Annotated in this window: 14 protein-coding genes and 2 pseudogenes; 6 read left to right on the top strand and 10 right to left on the bottom strand. The window is 72.3% G+C overall.

Going from position 1 to position 15487, the window contains the following annotated elements:
- The first annotated feature begins 585 nt into the window (after nt 1-585).
- From ABZ842_RS24540 to ABZ842_RS24530, 3 genes are all read left to right on the top strand, one after another.
- Nucleotides 586-1227, top strand: coding sequence for an RNA polymerase sigma factor (locus ABZ842_RS24540; RefSeq protein WP_361540445.1), 642 nt, complete (start codon nt 586-588; stop codon nt 1225-1227).
- A complete protein-coding gene (locus ABZ842_RS24535) occupies nt 1224-2225 on the top strand; it encodes a CU044_5270 family protein (RefSeq protein ID WP_361540442.1) in 1002 nt (333 codons plus the stop codon). Before ABZ842_RS24540 ends, ABZ842_RS24535 begins: the two co-directional genes overlap by 4 nt.
- Nucleotides 2226-2399: 174 nt before the next feature.
- Complete coding sequence (locus tag ABZ842_RS24530; protein ID WP_361540439.1) at nt 2400-3074, top strand: peptidase inhibitor family I36 protein; 675 nt, start codon at nt 2400-2402, stop codon at nt 3072-3074.
- A 25-nt stretch (nt 3075-3099) separates the two neighbouring features.
- Here ABZ842_RS24530 and ABZ842_RS24525 read toward each other — a convergent pair whose 3' ends face one another.
- Genes ABZ842_RS24525 through ABZ842_RS24515 form a run of 3 tightly spaced genes read right to left on the bottom strand, consistent with a single transcriptional unit; the run spans nt 3100 to nt 5483 of the window.
- Entirely contained in the window at nt 3100-3885 is a 786-nt protein-coding gene (locus ABZ842_RS24525) for an enoyl-CoA hydratase/isomerase family protein (protein ID WP_361540436.1), read from the bottom strand.
- Nucleotides 3882-4331, bottom strand: a complete 450-nt coding sequence (locus tag ABZ842_RS24520) for an OB-fold domain-containing protein (protein WP_361540433.1) — start codon at nt 4329-4331, stop codon at nt 3882-3884. The genes ABZ842_RS24525 and ABZ842_RS24520 overlap by 4 nt, the downstream gene beginning before the upstream one ends.
- A gap of 3 nt (nt 4332-4334) precedes the next feature.
- Nucleotides 4335-5483: a lipid-transfer protein gene (locus ABZ842_RS24515; RefSeq protein WP_361540430.1), complete on the bottom strand. Its 1149-nt coding sequence runs from the start codon at nt 5481-5483 to the stop codon at nt 4335-4337.
- Nucleotides 5484-5617: 134 nt separating this feature from the next.
- Between ABZ842_RS24515 and ABZ842_RS24510 the strand changes: the two genes are divergently transcribed.
- A complete protein-coding gene (locus ABZ842_RS24510; RefSeq protein ID WP_361540695.1) occupies nt 5618-7177 on the top strand; it encodes a FadD3 family acyl-CoA ligase in 1560 nt (519 codons plus the stop codon).
- Between the two features lie 161 nt (nt 7178-7338).
- Here the strand turns inward: ABZ842_RS24510 and ABZ842_RS24505 are convergent, their stop codons facing one another.
- The gene (locus ABZ842_RS24505) at nt 7339-8262 is read right to left on the bottom strand and encodes an aminoglycoside 3'-phosphotransferase/choline kinase family protein (protein ID WP_361540427.1); all 924 of its coding nucleotides are present in this window, start codon (nt 8260-8262) and stop codon (nt 7339-7341) included.
- Between the two features lie 137 nt (nt 8263-8399).
- Here ABZ842_RS24505 and ABZ842_RS24500 point away from each other — a divergent pair, with 137 nt between their 5' ends.
- Nucleotides 8400-9020: a TetR/AcrR family transcriptional regulator gene (locus ABZ842_RS24500; RefSeq protein ID WP_361540424.1), complete on the top strand. Its 621-nt coding sequence runs from the start codon at nt 8400-8402 to the stop codon at nt 9018-9020.
- A complete protein-coding gene (locus ABZ842_RS24495; protein ID WP_361540421.1) occupies nt 9017-9421 on the top strand; it encodes a DUF6069 family protein in 405 nt (134 codons plus the stop codon). Before ABZ842_RS24500 ends, ABZ842_RS24495 begins: the two co-directional genes overlap by 4 nt.
- A gap of 39 nt (nt 9422-9460) precedes the next feature.
- Here the strand turns inward: ABZ842_RS24495 and ABZ842_RS24490 are convergent, their stop codons facing one another.
- The 6 genes and pseudogenes from ABZ842_RS24490 to ABZ842_RS24465 all read right to left on the bottom strand — a co-directional run bounded on the left by ABZ842_RS24490 (nt 9461) and on the right by ABZ842_RS24465 (nt 15478).
- Entirely contained in the window at nt 9461-10717 is a 1257-nt protein-coding gene (locus ABZ842_RS24490) for a cytochrome P450 (protein WP_361540418.1), read from the bottom strand.
- Nucleotides 10714-11982, bottom strand: coding sequence for a cytochrome P450 (locus ABZ842_RS24485; RefSeq protein WP_361540415.1), 1269 nt, complete (start codon nt 11980-11982; stop codon nt 10714-10716). Before ABZ842_RS24485 ends, ABZ842_RS24490 begins: the two co-directional genes overlap by 4 nt.
- A 128-nt stretch (nt 11983-12110) precedes the next feature.
- A pseudogene (locus ABZ842_RS24480) lies at nt 12111-12698 on the bottom strand (ATP/GTP-binding protein); the annotation flags it as partial.
- Nucleotides 12673-12924 (bottom strand): annotated as a pseudogene (locus tag ABZ842_RS24475) (DUF742 domain-containing protein); the annotation flags it as partial. The pseudogenes ABZ842_RS24475 and ABZ842_RS24480, both read right to left, overlap by 26 nt.
- A 416-nt stretch (nt 12925-13340) precedes the next feature.
- Complete coding sequence (locus tag ABZ842_RS24470; RefSeq protein WP_361540412.1) at nt 13341-13775, bottom strand: roadblock/LC7 domain-containing protein; 435 nt, start codon at nt 13773-13775, stop codon at nt 13341-13343.
- Complete coding sequence (locus ABZ842_RS24465; RefSeq protein WP_361540409.1) at nt 13772-15478, bottom strand: ATP-binding protein; 1707 nt, start codon at nt 15476-15478, stop codon at nt 13772-13774. The genes ABZ842_RS24470 and ABZ842_RS24465 overlap by 4 nt, the downstream gene beginning before the upstream one ends.
- Between the last annotated feature and the right edge of the window lie 9 nt (nt 15479-15487).

Genomic DNA, 15487 nt, shown 5'->3' with positions numbered 1-15487 from the left:
ACGGCCAGGGCGCGACGGCGCCCGACCCTGACTCGGCGGGGTCGCTCACTGCGGGGGTGATCGGTCATCTCTGACAAGGGAAGAAGCCTCCGTGCAGGGGACGACGAGAGGTCCGCGGCGCCCGCGGACCTCCTCATCGTGGACAGCCCGTGCTGAGGGGGTGCGTAGGTACGGCAGCGGTTGCCTTTCCGTTCTGTTTCACCGACGCAACGGAGACGCGGTGCCGTTGCCGAGCCGGGACCGCCCGCCGAGTCGCCCGCCCCCAAGAGCTCACCGCACCCCGGGCGGGCCGACCTGGAAGCGGGCCGCCTGCGCAGCAACCGGCGCGTTGCCCAGGGCAATCGGGCGGTGGCAAAGGGAGAGCGCCGTCGAACGTACCGGCTCAACGTGCCGACCACAGCGCCCACGCCGTTCCCTGCGCGCCGGTTGCTGCCCTCTACGAACGCCATGAATGCATGCGGGACAGTCTGTGGCGACGCCACATGACGTGGGGTCAGGGCGACTCTCCGTTTGGGACCGGGCGGGCGGAGGGCGTCGGTAGGGACAGAAGTGGAACCGTTGGACCCGTGCGGACACTTGTCGGATGTGGAGTCCCCCTTGAATGAACGGATCCGATTAGGCGATCAGGCGGCGTTCGCCGAGATCTTCGACCTGCACGCGCGCGTGGTCTACGCCCATGCCGTCCGGACGACGGGCGACCGGGTCCTCGCCGAGGACGTCATGTCGCTCACCTTCCTGGAGGCGTGGCGGCTGCGCCACAAGCTCCGCGAGGAGGTGAGGAGCGTCAGGGCGTGGCTGTTGGGCATCGCGACCAACGTGATGCGAAACATCACCCGGGCGGCGCGTCGGCACCGGGCCGCGATGTTGCGCCTGCCGCCGCCCGAAGCGCTGCCGGACTTCTCGGACGAGGTGGTGGGGCAGATGGCCGACGCGCACCGGCTCGCCGCGGCGTCCAGGGCGCTGAAACGTCTGAAGCGGAGCGAGCGCGAGGTCTTCGCCCTGGTCGTCTGGTCCGATCTGGGGTACGCAGCGGCTGCCGAGGCACTGGGGGTGCCCGTGGGCACCGTACGCTCCCGGCTCTCACGGGCGAGGAAGAAGCTGCGCAAGCTCGTCGAGGAGGAACTGGCGCCGAGCGCACCGACCGTGGAACCGCGGACCGGCAGTGGACACATACCGGATAGCCGGGCAGCCGCAGCCCGTGGGTCCCACAGGAGGAGCACATCATGAACCCGGAGCAGCAAGAGCGGTCCGAACGCGAACAGGCGGTCCGGACGCTGCCGCCTGCCCCCTACCCGGAACCGGCGCCCGGACGGTTACGGGCCCGCCGCCAACACCTGTTGAACGAGGTCGACCGGCAGGCACGGCCGGCGCATTCCCGCCCGGCACGGCGTCAGGGGCGGCGTCTGGCCCTCGTACTGGGCGCAGCGGCGGTCGCCGGCGCGACCGTCTTCGTACTCGGTCTCGGCACCGGAGACGGCACGTCGCCACGGAAGGCGGCACCGGCGTCGGCCGCGTCCGTGCAACTGCTGGAGAGGGCGGCTCTGACCGCCGCCGCGGGACCGCTGCCGAAGGTACGGGCCGAGCAGTACGCATACGTCAAGGTGATCGGCCACACGACGGTCCTGTCCGAGGACGCTGCCGGCGAGATGGAGCGTCTGCGCGAGGACGAGAGCATGGAGCAGTGGACGTCCGTGAACGGCGGTGAGCGGACCCTGCAACGCAAGGGCGGACAGGACCAGCTTCTGCCGGACGCCCCGGGCAAGGGCAATCTGAACTCGCCGACGTACACCTTCCTGGCGGGCCTGCCGACGGACCCCGACGCCCTGCTGAAGCGGATCTACGAGGACGTCGAGAAGAACCACGGATCGGGCTCGGACTCCACGACGGGTCCCGACCAAGAGGCCTTCGTCACCATCGGCGACCTGCTACGCACTTCGGCGGCGCCTCCCGCAACCACTGCTGCCCTCTACCGCGCTGCCGCCCTCATCCCCGGGGTCGTCGTCGTCCCCGACGCCGTGGACGCCGCGGGACGGAAGGGAGTGGCGGTCGCCCGGGTGCACGACGGCGAACGCTTCGAGTGGATCTTCGACAAAGACACCGTGCGCCTACTCGGCGAGCGCACGGTCCTCCTTAAGGACAACGCCTGGGGCAAGGCCGGCACGGCCGTGACCTCCGTCGCCGTCATGAGCAGCGGCATCGTGAACGGATCCGGACAAACCCCGTAGCGGCTCCGGTACAACGACGCGCAATACATCGGAAAGTGAGGCTGCGCAAGGTCGAACATTCGTGCATTCTCGGTTGGGAAGTCGTCAAGTTCTGTCACGACGGGCCCGCTTCCGTTCAGCATGCTGTGAGCTTTCTGTGCCCCATCCGTTCCAAATCAGCACAGGAGGAACAGCATGCGCATCCCACGTGCCCTCGTCCCCGTCGTCGCGGCCCTTTGCGCCCTGACGGCGGGCGCGACGACCGCCTCCGCAGCGCCCGAGCCGGGCCCGGCCCCCGAAGTCGGCTTAGCCTTACCCGCGGAGGAAGCCCGGCTGCAGCAGCAGCTTGAGCAGAGCCAACCCGTCGTCGCCACCTACGAGGGCAGGCAAATCAACCTGGCCGAAGGCTGGCAGGGCGCCCAAGCCTGTACCGAGGTGCCGAGCGGAAAGGTCTACTGTTTCGACACCGCAGAGGAGGCGGACCGGGCACTCGCTGTCGTCGCCCCGGCCGCCGCGGCAGAGGCCAAGAGGAACGCGGCGCCGGCAGGAGCTCGCGGCGCACTCGGCACCATGGCACCCAGCGACTGCGCGTACGGGTACCTCTGCCTCTGGGAGCACTCGGACTACACAGGCCGTCGGCTTCAGTGGTCTGCCTCCGGCACCAAGCAGCTCTCGGACTGGGATTTCAGGGACAAGGCCAGCGCCGGCTGCGCATACCGAGTCTCCGGCGGTGGGCTGGTATACGACGCCCGCACTGCTCTGCCTGACCCGTTCATGGCGCTCGCCAACGGCAACTGTTACAAGTTCAGCACTGCCAGCTACCCGACTGGCGGAAACTGGAATGACAAGGCCGACTACGTAGTCCTCTAATCCGAAGGTCCACAGTCCTGGCGGCTCACCGCACCCGTGGCGGTGGGCCGTCCGACCTCGTACGGAAGCGGGTCTCCTGGGCCGACACCGGTGCGTTGCCCAGGGCGATCAGGTGGGGGGCCAGGGACAGGGCCGTGGAGCGGGTCGGCTCGTGTGCCGACCACAGGGCGCGGACCGTGCCCTGTACCGCTTCCGGCGGGTAGGACGCCATCGTCGTGGCGCACCGCAGCGCCGCCGCGCGCGCCTCGCCCGGCTCCGTCAGTTCGGACACCAGGCCGATCTCGTGGGCGCGGGCCGCGCCGAGGCGTTCGGCGGTGCCCATGAGGGCGAGGCGGGCGATCTCGCCGTACGGCATGCGTTGGGCCAGGAGCACGGACTCGTACGCGCTGACCATGCCGTAGGTGGTGTGCGGGTCGAAGAACGTCGCGGTGCGGGCGGCCACCACGAACTCGCATTCGCCCAGCAGGTAGAACGCGCCGCCGCAGGCCATGCCCTCCACCGCCGCGACGACCGGTTTCCACAGGTCGTTCGCCTTGGGGCCGATCGCGATCAGCGGGTCGTCGATGCTGTACGGGGAGGCTGGCTGCGGCACTTCCACGCCGCGGTCGATGCCGGTGGTGAAGGCGCGGTCGCCGGCGCCGGTGACGACGACCGCGCGGACCGCGTCGTCGTACCGGAAGGAGCGCCACGCCTCGGTGAGCGCCCGCGCCGCGGCGAGGTCGATCGCGTTGAGCTTGTCGGGGCGGTCGAGGACGACGACGGCGACGCCGGTGGCCTCGACCGCGTCCCGCTCCACGCGCACCCCGCTCACGGCCGCTCCAGCAGCCACCGCGGCATCCGCAGCCCCGCGCCGTCCGGTGGCGCGAACGCCACCTTCACGCCCGCCCCGATCCGCAGCCGCGCCGGGTCGACCGAGTCCAGCGGTGCGTCCGGCGCGCTCACCACGTTGCCCACCAGCCGGATGCGGGGTGCGTCCAGCAGTTCGACGACGACCGCGTTGTACGGGACGAGCGCGGCGTACGCCGGCAGCAGCGGCGGGTGCGGTACGACGTACGACCAGATCCGGCCCCGGCCGGCCAGCCGGCGCCACGTGCTGTCGAAGGACTGGCAGTGCGGGCAGCACGGCCGGGGCGGGAACCGCGGCTCGTCGCAGGACGCGCAGGTCTGCACCCGCAGTTCGCCGCGCGCCGCGTACTCCCAGAACGGCGCGCCGTCCTCGTCGACGACGGGCGACAGCAGCCCGGAGGTCTCGCTCATGTGTCAACTCCTCAGCAGTACGGCCGACGTGGGCACGCCCTCGCCCGCGGTGACCAGGCAGGTCGCGGCGTTCGGCACCTGCGCGGTGGAGGTGCCGCGCAGTTGCTTGACGCCCTCGGTGATGAGGTTGAAGCCGTGGACGTACGCCTCGCTCAGCCCGCCGCCGCCGGTGTTGATCGGCAGCCGGCCGCCGATCTCCAGCGCCCCGCCCTCGGTGAACGCCGCGCCCTCGCCGCGTCCGCAGAAGCCGTACCCCTCCAGGGAGAGCGGGATCAGCGGGGTGAACGCGTCGTAGATCTGGGCCACGTCGACGTCGTCGGGGCCGAAGTCCGCGCTCTTCCACAGCTGGCGGGCGCAGGTCCAGGCCGGGCCGGTGAGGGGGTCGTCGTTCCAGTAGTTCACCATGCCGTGGTGCTGCGCCGGCAGGCCCTGGGCGACGGAGTGCAGATAGACCGGCTTCTGCCGCAGGTCGCGGGCGCGTTCGGCGGAGACCACGACGCAGGCCAGCGCCCCGTCGGTCTCCAGGCAGTTGTCGAAGAGGCAGAGCGGCTCGCTGATCCAGCGCGAGGTCATGTACATCTCGCGGGTCAGGGGGCGTTCGTACATCATCGCGGCCGGGTTCTGGTTGGCCCGGTTGCGGCAGGCGAGGGCCACGTTGAAGAGGTGGTCGCGGGTGGCGCCGTACTCGTGCAGATAGCGGCGGGCCAGCATGCCGATCTCGTCGGCCGGCCGCAGCAGGCCGAAGGGTCGGGTCCACTGGCCGGGGGTGGGCAGTTGCACCGCGGTGTTCTTCCAGGGGCGCGGTCCGCTGCCGCGCTTGCGGGAGCGCCAGGCCACCCCGACGCTCGCCTGGCCGGTGGCGATCGCCGCGGCGAGGTGGGCGAGGGTGGCGCAGGAACCGCCGCCGCCGTAGCCGACCTTGGAGAAGAAGGTCACGTCGCCCGCGCCGATGGCCTTGGCGATCTCGACCTCGTCGGTCTCCTCCATGGTGTACGAGGCGAACGCGTCCACCTCGGACGGGGCGACGCCGGCGTCGTCGAGCGCCTGCACGATCGCTCGGCAGGCCAGCGTCTTCTCGGATTCCGGAAGCTGTTTCGCGAAGGCCGTCTGGCCTATGCCGGCTATCGCCGTCGCGTCCTTGAGACCGGGCACGGGCACCTCCGCCGTTCGATCCCGAATGCTGACAGCGCGTCAGGCTACCGCTAATCTGACGGATAGTCAGCTAGGCGACGAGGGGGCTCGGGATGGACGCGGCCGACACTGCTTCGCGATCCTTCGCGCACACCATGCGCGGTGACCTGGAGTGGGGCACGGTGCCCGCGCTCGTACGCCGTGCCGCGGAGGTCCACGGCGCGCGGGAGGCCGTCGTCGACGGCCGCACCCGCGTCAGCTACGCCGAACTCGGCGCGCGCGTCGAGCGCTCCGCAGCCGCGTGCATCGCGGCCGGCGTGGGGCCGGGCGACCGGGTCGCCGTCTGGGCCCCCAACTCCCTCGACTGGATCGTCAGCGCGCTCGGCGCGGTCACCGCCGGCGCGGTCCTCGTCCCCCTCAACACCCGCTTCAAGGGCGGCGAGGCGGCCGACGTGCTGCGCCGCAGCCGGGCCCGCCTCCTCTTCGTCACCGGCACCTTCCTCGGTACGTCGTACGTCGCACAACTACGCCGATACGTTGACGAGTTGCCGCACCTGGATCAGGTCGTCGTCCTCGCCGACTCCGCGCCCGACGACTACCGGGCCTGGCCCGACTTCCTCGCCGGCGGCGCCGCGGTCGGGGCGGCCGAGGTCCGCGCCCGCGCAGCCGGCATCGACCCCTGCACCCCCTCCGACATCATCTACACCTCCGGCACCACCGGCCGCCCCAAGGGCGCGGTGATCACCCACGCCCAGACCCTGCGGTGCTACGACGTCTGGAGCGAACTCGCCGGACTGCGCGCAGGCGACCGCTATCTGATCGTCAACCCCTTCTTCCACACCTTCGGCTACAAAGCCGGCGTCATCGCCTGTCTGATGCGCGGGGCCACGATGGTGCCGCAGCCCGTCTTCGACGTGGACACCGTCCTCGCCAACGTCGCCGCCGAACGCATCTCCGTCCTCCCGGGCCCGCCGACCCTCCACCAGTCGCTCCTGGACCACCCGGCGCGCGACGCGTACGACCTGTCCGCGCTCCGGCTCGTCGTCACCGGCGCGGCCGTCGTGCCCCGTCAACTCGTCGAGCGGCTACGGGCCGAACTGCACGTCGACACGGTGCTCACGGCGTACGGGCTCTCCGAAGCGAGCGGCATCGTCACCATGTGCCGCCGCGGCGACGACCCCGAGACCGTCGCCGCCACGTCCGGCCGTGCGATCCCCGACACCGAGGTGCGCGTCCTGGCCGCCGCCCCCGGTGGGCCCGGCGAAGTGCTGGTCCGCGGCCACCACGTCATGGCCGGCTACTTCGAGGACCCCGAGGCCACGGCCGCGGCCGTCGACGCGGACGGCTGGCTGCACACCGGCGACCTCGGCGTCCTCGACGCGGACGGCAACCTGCGGATCACGGACCGGATCAAGGACATGTACGTCGTGGGCGGCTTCAACGCGTACCCCGCGGAGATCGAACGCCTCCTCGCGCTCCACCCCGACGTCGCGGACGTGGCCGTGGTCGGCGTCCCGGACGCGCGCCTCGGCGAGGTCGGCAAGGCGTACGCGGTCCGCCGCGCGGGCTCCGCGCTGACGGCGGACGACCTCATCGCCTGGTCGCGCCGCGAGATGGCGAACTACAAGGTGCCGCGGGAGGTCGAGTTCGTCCCCTCCCTCCCGCGCAACGCCAGCGGCAAGGTCCTGAAGACCCAACTACGAGCCCGCGCGTAGCCCCCCACGCCCTCTGGGCGTAGGGGGCGGAACTGCGCGACAAGCCACAGACGGGCCGCAGACGCCATGACCGCACACGCACCACGGCGCCAGCGCGCCAGCCATAGCGCGGCACCGCCCTTTGCGGACACGACCTGGCCCCGCGAGCCCGCCTGGCCCCTTCAAACCGTGCTGAACCATGCCTCCGCGAGGGAGGACAGGGTTTCCTCGGCAGGCGCGGGCAGTTCGCTCAGGTACCAGGGAAGGTCGCTGTACACGTGGAGCAGCGTGTGGGCCATGAGTTCACGCGGCTCGAAGCCGTGGCCGTACGCCCCGGTGAGGCGGGCCAGCAGGGCCGGATCGCCGCGGGTGACGAAGAGGCCGGCGGCGACGAAGTCGTAGGCACGGTCACCGATCAGCGCCGGTTCGAAGTCGAACAGTCCGGTCAGCCGCCATCCGTCGGGGTCGACCAGGAAGTGCTGCTGCATGACCTCGGTGTGCAGCAGGGAACGGCGCGGGGCCCGCGGCAACGCAACCGACGCGAGGAAGTCCGGGATCTGCTCCAGCCAGGCCGCCGACAGTCCATGGGCGCGCTGCCGTTCCACCGCGCCGGCCCGTTGGCGGTCCAGGAAGGCGCCCCAGTCCTCGGGGCCGAGGACGTCCCCCAGCGCATGGGGGTCGAGGGAGTGCAGCGACGCAAGGGTCTCACCGATCTCGACGACGAGCCGTTCACGGTGGTCCCGGGGCACCTGACCCCAGGAGCGGGCGAGGTTCTCGCCGCGGAGCCTGGACATCAGGACGTACTGCCAGCCGTTCTCGTACGGGCCGCAGGCACGCACCACGGGCGTCGGCACCGGCAGCCGTCCCTGGACGTGCGCAAGGACGCGGCCTTCCGCGATTCCGAGCCGGGCGTCGGCGCCGGGGAAGAGCTTGAGCACATGGTCGTCACCCACCGCGTAGACCGGCTGTGACCCGTCCGGGAATCGAGCCAGCGAGGCGCCGGCGAACCCCAGACGCGCGCAGAGGTCCTCCGCCCCCGGACGCATCACGCCTTCGTCGGAGACGACGGCGTCCCGCTCGGCATCCGTTTCCACCGCAGGCAGCATGACCGGGACCGTAGGCCACGCCTGGCCGGGAGGCAAAGGGGTTTCGCCCCCGCCGCGGCCGGGCCAGGCCGCTCCGAGTTTGCGGAGTGAGTCCTCACTCATTGACGGAGTGAGGACTCACTCCGTATGGTCGGGGCATGACCAAGGCCAAGGAGAACCAGACCGCTCGCCGTCGCGCCCCCGGCATGTCGCCGGAGCAGCGGCGCGCGATGATCATTCAGACGGCGATCCCGCTGATCGCCGAGTACGGCTCCGCGGTGACCACCGCGAAGATCGCCAGGGCCGCCGGCATCGGGGAGGGCACGATCTTCCGGGTCTTCGCCGACAAGGACGAACTGCTGCAAGCCTGCCTGGCCGAGGCGCTCTCGCCCGAGCACGCGGTCCGCGAGCTCGGGGCGATCGAGCTGTCCCAGCCGTTGCCCGACCGGCTCGCGGAAGCGGCGCAGGCGCTGCAGGCGCACCTGGTCCGCATGGGCGCGATCGCGGGGTCGCTGCACGCCTCCGGACATCGCGGCGGCAAGCACCCCGGCGCGGTGCGCGGCGCCGGCCGCGAGGAGTCGACGACCCGCATCCGGACCGCCATCGCCGATCTGCTGGAGCCCGACAGGGCCGTACTGCGCCGCCCGCCGGAGCAGATCGCGGCCCTCTTCTTCGGGCTGCTCTTCACCCAGCCGCACGTCGAGGACGAGCCGGAGCTGACCGCGGAGGAACTGGTGGAGATCTTCCTGCACGGCGCGGTCACCGGCGGTGCCAAGTGACCACGCGCACCAGACGCCTGACGGCCACGGGCCTCACGGTCCTCGCGCCCCTCCTGGTGTGGCTGGTCGCGGACCCCATGCTGGGCCGGCGGCTGGAGATCGCCAACGGCGACGAGACCCTGGAAATCGGCGCGGTGGCAGTCGCGTTAGTCGCCCTGCTCATCGCCCTCGCCGCCTGGGGACTGCTGGCCGCCCTGGAACGGTTCGCGGCACGGCGCGCCCGCGCCGTCTGGACCGGCGCGGCCATCGCCGTACTCGCCGTCTCCGTCCTCCCGCTGACCGGCGACATGGCCGGCGGCACCCGCGCCGCACTCGCCCTGATCCACCTGGCGGTGGCGGCCGTGCTCATCCCGGGCCTGCCGGGCACGGCGCGAACAGCCCCACCGGGCCGCGGAACATAACGCTCACACAGAGCTGGTGGGGCTGTCGGGGGGAGCGGGTCAGCGCAGGACGACCGGGATCTGCTCCCAGCCGTACGCGATGAACGACGGCACCTGGCGCAGCCCGTCGGCCCCGGACGCGAGTCGCATCTCCGGGAAGCGTTCGAAGAGCGCCGGCAGCGCCGTCAGCGCCTCCACCCGCGCCAGCGGCGCCCCGATGCAGCGGTGCACGCCGATGCCGAAGGAGAGGTGGTCGTCCGCGCCGCGCCGGGCGTCGAAGACGGTCGCGTCGTCGCCGTACTGCGCCGGGTCGTACGACGCCGCCGCGTACGTCGTCAAGATCGCCTCGCCCGCGGGGATCGTCACCCCGTCCACCGTCACGTCGTCGACCGCGAACCGCAGCGGCAGGTTCGCGATCGACGGGTGGACCCGCAGCACCTCGTCGACGACCGCGTCCCAGGTGATCTCGCCGGCCCGCACCGCCGCCAGTTGCTCGGGGTGCTGCAACAGCGCGACGACCGCGTTCCCGATCAGATTGACCGTGGTCTCGAATCCCGCCCCTATCACCAGGAGCAGCGTGCAGATCAGCTCCTCCTCGCTGAGCCGGTCGCCGTCCCCGGCGCGGACCTTGATCAGCTCGGTGGTCAGGTCGTCGCCGGGGTGCTCGATCCGGTGGCCGATGAGCGCCGGCAGCACCGTCGCGACCTGCTGTTGCACGTACGCCGCGTGCTCCGGGCTGGGGTCCGAGGTCTTGATGATCCCGGCCACCAGGGTGCCCATGGCCTCCACCAGGTGGTCCGGCACCCCGAACAGCTCGCAGATTATTCGCATCGGCAGCGGGTGCGCGTACGTGCTCCGCAGGTCCACCGGCGCGCCCGCCTCCGCTGCCACCTCAAGCTTTTCCAGCAGCTCCTCGGTGACCGCCTCCACCCGGCCGCGCATCGACTCGGTGCGGCGGGCGGTGAAGCTCGGGGCGACCAGCTTCCGCAGCCGGGTGTGGTCGGTGCCGTACGTGGAGAGCATGTTCACCACGCCCACCCAGCCGAGTATCCACACCCACTCCGGCTTCTCGGTGGCCTCGCCGAAGCGGGACCAGTGCTTGCGCGGGTCCTTGCTCACCTGCGGGTCGAGTATCAGGGCGCGCAGCGCCGCGTACGTCGTCGGAGCCCAGGCCGGTATCCCGCCGGGCAGCTCTATCGGGACGACCGTGCCGAGTTCGCGCAGCCGGGTGCACTCCGCCTCCGGGTCGGCCCCGAACGGGTCTATGGCGTACGGGCCGGCCGCGGCTGCCCCGACGTGCTCTTCGGTCACGCTCATCTTGGGGTCTCCTGACTCGTCGTTGCGTGGGCCGGGTCGCCGTCCGGCACCCGGGGTGTGAAGCGGACCGGCAGCGCCTTGAGCGAACGGTGGAACGGCCCCGGTCGCCAGGTCAGTTCGGACCGCGGCAACACCGGCTCCAGGTCCGGCAGCCACTGCGTCAGCCGCTCTATGGCCGTCGTCGCGATCAGCAGGGCGTGGTGCTTCACCGGGCAGGCGTGCTCGCCCGCCGACCACGACAGGTGCGAGGCGTCGTGCGGGTGGTGCGCGCCGCCCTGCTCGCGCTCGGCGAAGTGGCCGAGCGCGCCGTACGAGACGATCACCGGCACCGCGGAGCGCACCCACACGCCGTGGAAGCTGACGGACTCGCGCGCGTAGTACACGCCGTAGTTCGCGAGCGGCGTCTCGTGCCGCAGCACCTCCATGACCGCGTCCATGACCGGGCGCGAGCCGCTGGTCAGGGTGGAGTAGTACGCCGGGTTGCCGAGGATCCGGGACAGGGCGTTGGCGACCAGGTTCGAGGTGGGCTCGTGGCCGGCGCCCAACGTCAGGAAGACGTGCCAGGTGACCTCCTCGGGGCTGAGCCCGAGGGGGTGGTCCAGCAGGTGGCTGGTGATGTCGTCACCGCGTTCCGCGGTCTTCGCGGCGATCAGCTCCAGTACGTACCTGCCGTACTCCTCCTCGCCGCGGACGCAGTCCTCGCCGCCCTCCATCAGCAGGGCGAGGGAGTCGTTCAGCCGGCTGCTCTCGCTGTCGGGCAGCCCGAACAGGCCGTTGAAGATCAGCGCCATCAGCGGGCGGGAGAACTGCGACACCAGGTCGGCGCTGCCGTCCGGGCCCATCCGGGAGACCAGCGTGTCGACGGACCGGAGCACCCGTTCGCGCAGGTCGTGCGGTTCGATCAGGTCGAACGCATCGGTGAGGGCGGCACGGTAGCGGGCGTGCACGGCGCCGTCGGCGAACAGGGCGTTGGGCCGCCAGCGCAGCATGCCGAGGACCGGGGAGTCCTCGGGGACCGTGGCCTCCCAGGCCCGCGGGTCGCGCGACCAGGTCCGTTCGTCGTGCAGCAGGTCCAGGGACGCGCGCCGGTCGGTGATGACGTACGCGCCGACGCCGGGCGCCAGTTCGGCCCAGCCGACCGGGCCTTGGGCGCGCAGGGCCGCGTAGTACGCGTACGGGTCGACGGCGAAGCCGTCCTCCCACAGGCGCACCGGGCCGGTCACGGCGGCGGGCGCCCCGGGAGCGGGGGCGTGCGGGTGGTTCACCGGGGTTGGTTCTCCGTCCACGGGGTGGCGGCGGGGGTCGGCGCGGCCCCCGGCGAGGAGACCGCGGCCGGAGCCGGGGCCGCCTGCACCGGGTCCGGGGCCGCGGCCTGCACCGGGGGCGCCAGGGTCAACAGGTGCTCGACCAGGGAGAGCAGCGCGTCGACGGACGAGTTCTGGTCCCGTGCGTCGCACAGCACCATCGGCGTCGTCGGGTCCAGGTCCAGGGAGCGCCGCAACTGCTCCTCCGTGTACGGGCGGGAGTCCGGGAAGGTGTTCAGCGCCACCGCGTACGGCAGCCCGCTGTCCTCCACCAGGCCCAGCACCTCGAAGGAGTCGTCGATCCGACGGGTGTCCACCAGCACGAGCGCGCCCAGCGCCCCGTACGCGATGTCCGACCACAGCGACCGGAACCGCTCCTGCCCGGGCGTGCCGAACAGGTAGAGGACTATGCCGCCCTTGAGGGAGATGCGTCCGAAGTCGATCGCGACCGTCGTCGTGGTCTTGTTGCGCACGCCTTCGAGGTCGTCCACGGAGACGGACGCCTCGGACAGCCGCTCCTCGGTGTGCAGCGGGCGGATCTCGGACACGGAGTCGATCAGGGTGGTCTTGCCGACCCCGAAGGGGCCTGCCACCAGGATCTTCACCAGCTCTCTGGCGCTGTCCGGCAGGTGCAGGCCGCCGGAGCCATTGCTAGAGCTTGAGGGCGCGGAGGCCATCGGCGACTCTCTCCAACAGATCGGATGGGGGTTGGGCTGCGTACGGGACCGGGGGGCGCGAGCGCGCCAGACCGCGGTCGATCAGGTGCGCGGCGAGCACGCGCACGGCGGACACGGGCAGTTCGAGCAGGGCTGCGGCCTCCACGACGGTGAGGGAGCCGCCGTCCAGCGCGGTGAGCAGGGCGAGCTGGGCGGCGGGCAGGTCAGCCGGGACCGGCGACCCGGACGCGGGTGCCGGCGCCGGTACCGGCGGAGTCACGGATACGGGCGCAGGCGGGCCCGACGGTGCCGGGGCCGCGCGCGGCCCTGGCGGTAAGGGGACGAAGTTCTCCGGATCGTACGGGTCCTTGGGGGCCTTCGAAGCCTCGCCGGCCTCGGCTACGCCGGGTGCCGCGGCTGCGTCGGCCGCATGGGCTGCCTCGTGGCTCGCCGGGGCTTCACTCCTTGCGGAGCTCGCCCCGGGCGAGGCCGAACCGCTGCCGTCGGCCGTGGGCCCGTCCGGGCCCTGGGGCCCGCCGGTGCGTTCGGGCCGTACCAGGCCCGTCAGCACCGACAGCCGCTCCAGGACGCCCGAACTGGGCCGGGTCTGACCGCCCGTCGACAGGTACGCGGGGACCAGGGGTCGGCCGCCCCGGCGCGCGTTCATGCGGTACGGGGGTCGCCATCGGTCCCACGTGGCGCGGCGGACATGGCCTTCTCGCCCAGCCGCGCCACCTGCGAGTGCACTCTGTGTGCCAGCAGGTCGAGCCGTACCTCGGGATCGCCGTAGGCGGCGACGCACGTCCCGTGGTGGGTGGGTGCGACCAGGATGTATCCGTGGTCGGACTCGATGACCACCTGGCGCACTTCGGCGGACTCCTGGTCCGCGAAGGTGGCGGCGGCGGTGCGGCAGGCGCCCTGCACGGTGCTGATGATCGCGGCGGTGCGCTCGGCCGACGGGCGGGAGAGCCGGTCGGAGTAGCCGGCGACCAGGCCGTCCAAGGTCAGCAGGACGGCGGCCCGTACGTGCGGGATCTCCAGGATCGGATCGAGCACCCATGCGGACTCGCCGGTCTCGCGGGAGGTACGGGTGGTCATCGGGGGTTGTTCCTTTCGCTGTCGGCGGCGGTGGTGCTGGCGCTGACGCCGTCGCCGAAGGGGCGGTGCTCGGCGTGGTCGGCGTGTTCGGCGCCACTGAGTGCGGCTGCGGTCCCGGCCTGGAGGGCGCCGAGAGCGGCGGCGGCTTCCTCCGGGGTGCGCACGGGGGTACGGGGACGCGCGGCGGCGGTCGCGCCGGCGTCCGTCGGGCGGACCCGGCGACGGCGCCGGGGGAGCGCGTCGCCGTCCGGCTGGGGCCGGTGGGCGGGGTCGGTGGCGGTGTCGTGGGTGATGGCATCCGCCGGCGGCGTACCGGGTGTACCGGGCGTCCGGACGGGCGCGGGGTGCGCGTCGCCCGGGTGTCCGGCGGTGGGGTGCCCGGCGGTGGGGTGTGCCGTCGGGGCGGGGACTCCCGGTGCGGCCGGGGTAGCCGGTGCGGCCGGGATGTGGGGTGCGTGGGGTGCCGTGGGGACGTGGGGTGCGGCGGACGCGGTGGGTATGGCGGGTGCGTACGGTTCGGCGGGTGCGTGCGGTTCGGGGGTCAGTCCGTGGGGTACGGCGAACTGGCCGGAATGGTCCTGGGCCGCGGCCTCCGCCGCACCGCCCGCGTTCCGGGTCGAGCGCGGCGCGCTCGGCGCCTGCGGCCGTATCGTCGGGTCGAGCTGGCTCAGCAGGTGGTTCTTGATCAGCAGTACGGCCCGCACGCCGCCGTACGGCGACGGCGACGACAGGTCGACGAAGAGGTCGAACTGACGGGTGAGCTGCCCGATCGCGGCCAGCCCCATCCGCGGGGGGTCGCCCAGCTCGGACAGCAGGATCGGCTCCGTGCCGGCCACCATCCGCTGGGCGTAGGCGCGCTCGGCGGCGGCCATGCCGACGCCGGCGTCGTCCACGGTGACCGTGGCGCCGTGGTGCGCGCGCTCCAGGTTGACGACCACGCGGGTGTCGGGGGAGGAGTGGCGCAGGGCGTTGTCGAGGAGTTCGGCGACGATGATGGCGACCGGCTCGACGGCGTGGGAGACCAGCGCCGTGCCGTCCTCCAGGTGGTTGTTGATCTCGACGCGGTGGTAGCCGACGAGCCGGGACTGGCCGCCGGTGACCGCGTCGACCAGGTGCGACTCCTCGCGGGCCAGCCCCACCCACGCCCCGCACACCACGGCGGTGACCTGGGCGCGGCGCAGCGACTGCTCGTTCTCGTGGTCGAGGGCGTAGAGGGTCTGCGCCAGCTCGGGGTCGTCGTAGCGCTGTTGGAGGCCGCGCAGCACGTCCTGGAGCCGGTAGAGCCCGGCCTGGATCTCGCGGGTCGCGCCGCGCATCCCGGCGCGGGCGGCGGCGTCCACCCGCTTGCGCTCGTGCGTGATCGCCGAGACCAGCCCGTCCAGCACCGCGTCCATGCCGTCGCCCAGCGGTCCGTTGACGACCTCGGGGCGCAGCGGCCCGGGGACCGGCAGATGGGCGTGGGCGGTCCGGGCGGCGACCGCGGGGACCCGCTTCTGCGCCAGGTGGGCGACTTCGGCGGCGTACGCCTGCCCGGTACGGCCCGCTTCCTGGCGGGCGACGTCGAGGTGGGACCGCAACTCCGCGATCTCCCGACGCTGCTCGGTCCGCTGGCGCCGCGAGCGTAGGAGCCCGCCTCCCAGAACGAATGCCGACAGGGTCCCGGCGGCCAGGCCGGCGGCGGCCAGGTCCGGTAGCTCGATCATGGAAACCTC

The organism is Streptomyces sp. NPDC047315, from assembly GCF_040643215.1.
Taxonomy (GTDB): domain Bacteria; phylum Actinomycetota; class Actinomycetes; order Streptomycetales; family Streptomycetaceae; genus Streptomyces.
Note: the sequence above shows the minus strand (reverse complement) of the source record. Positions and strands in the feature narration are given on the sequence as shown.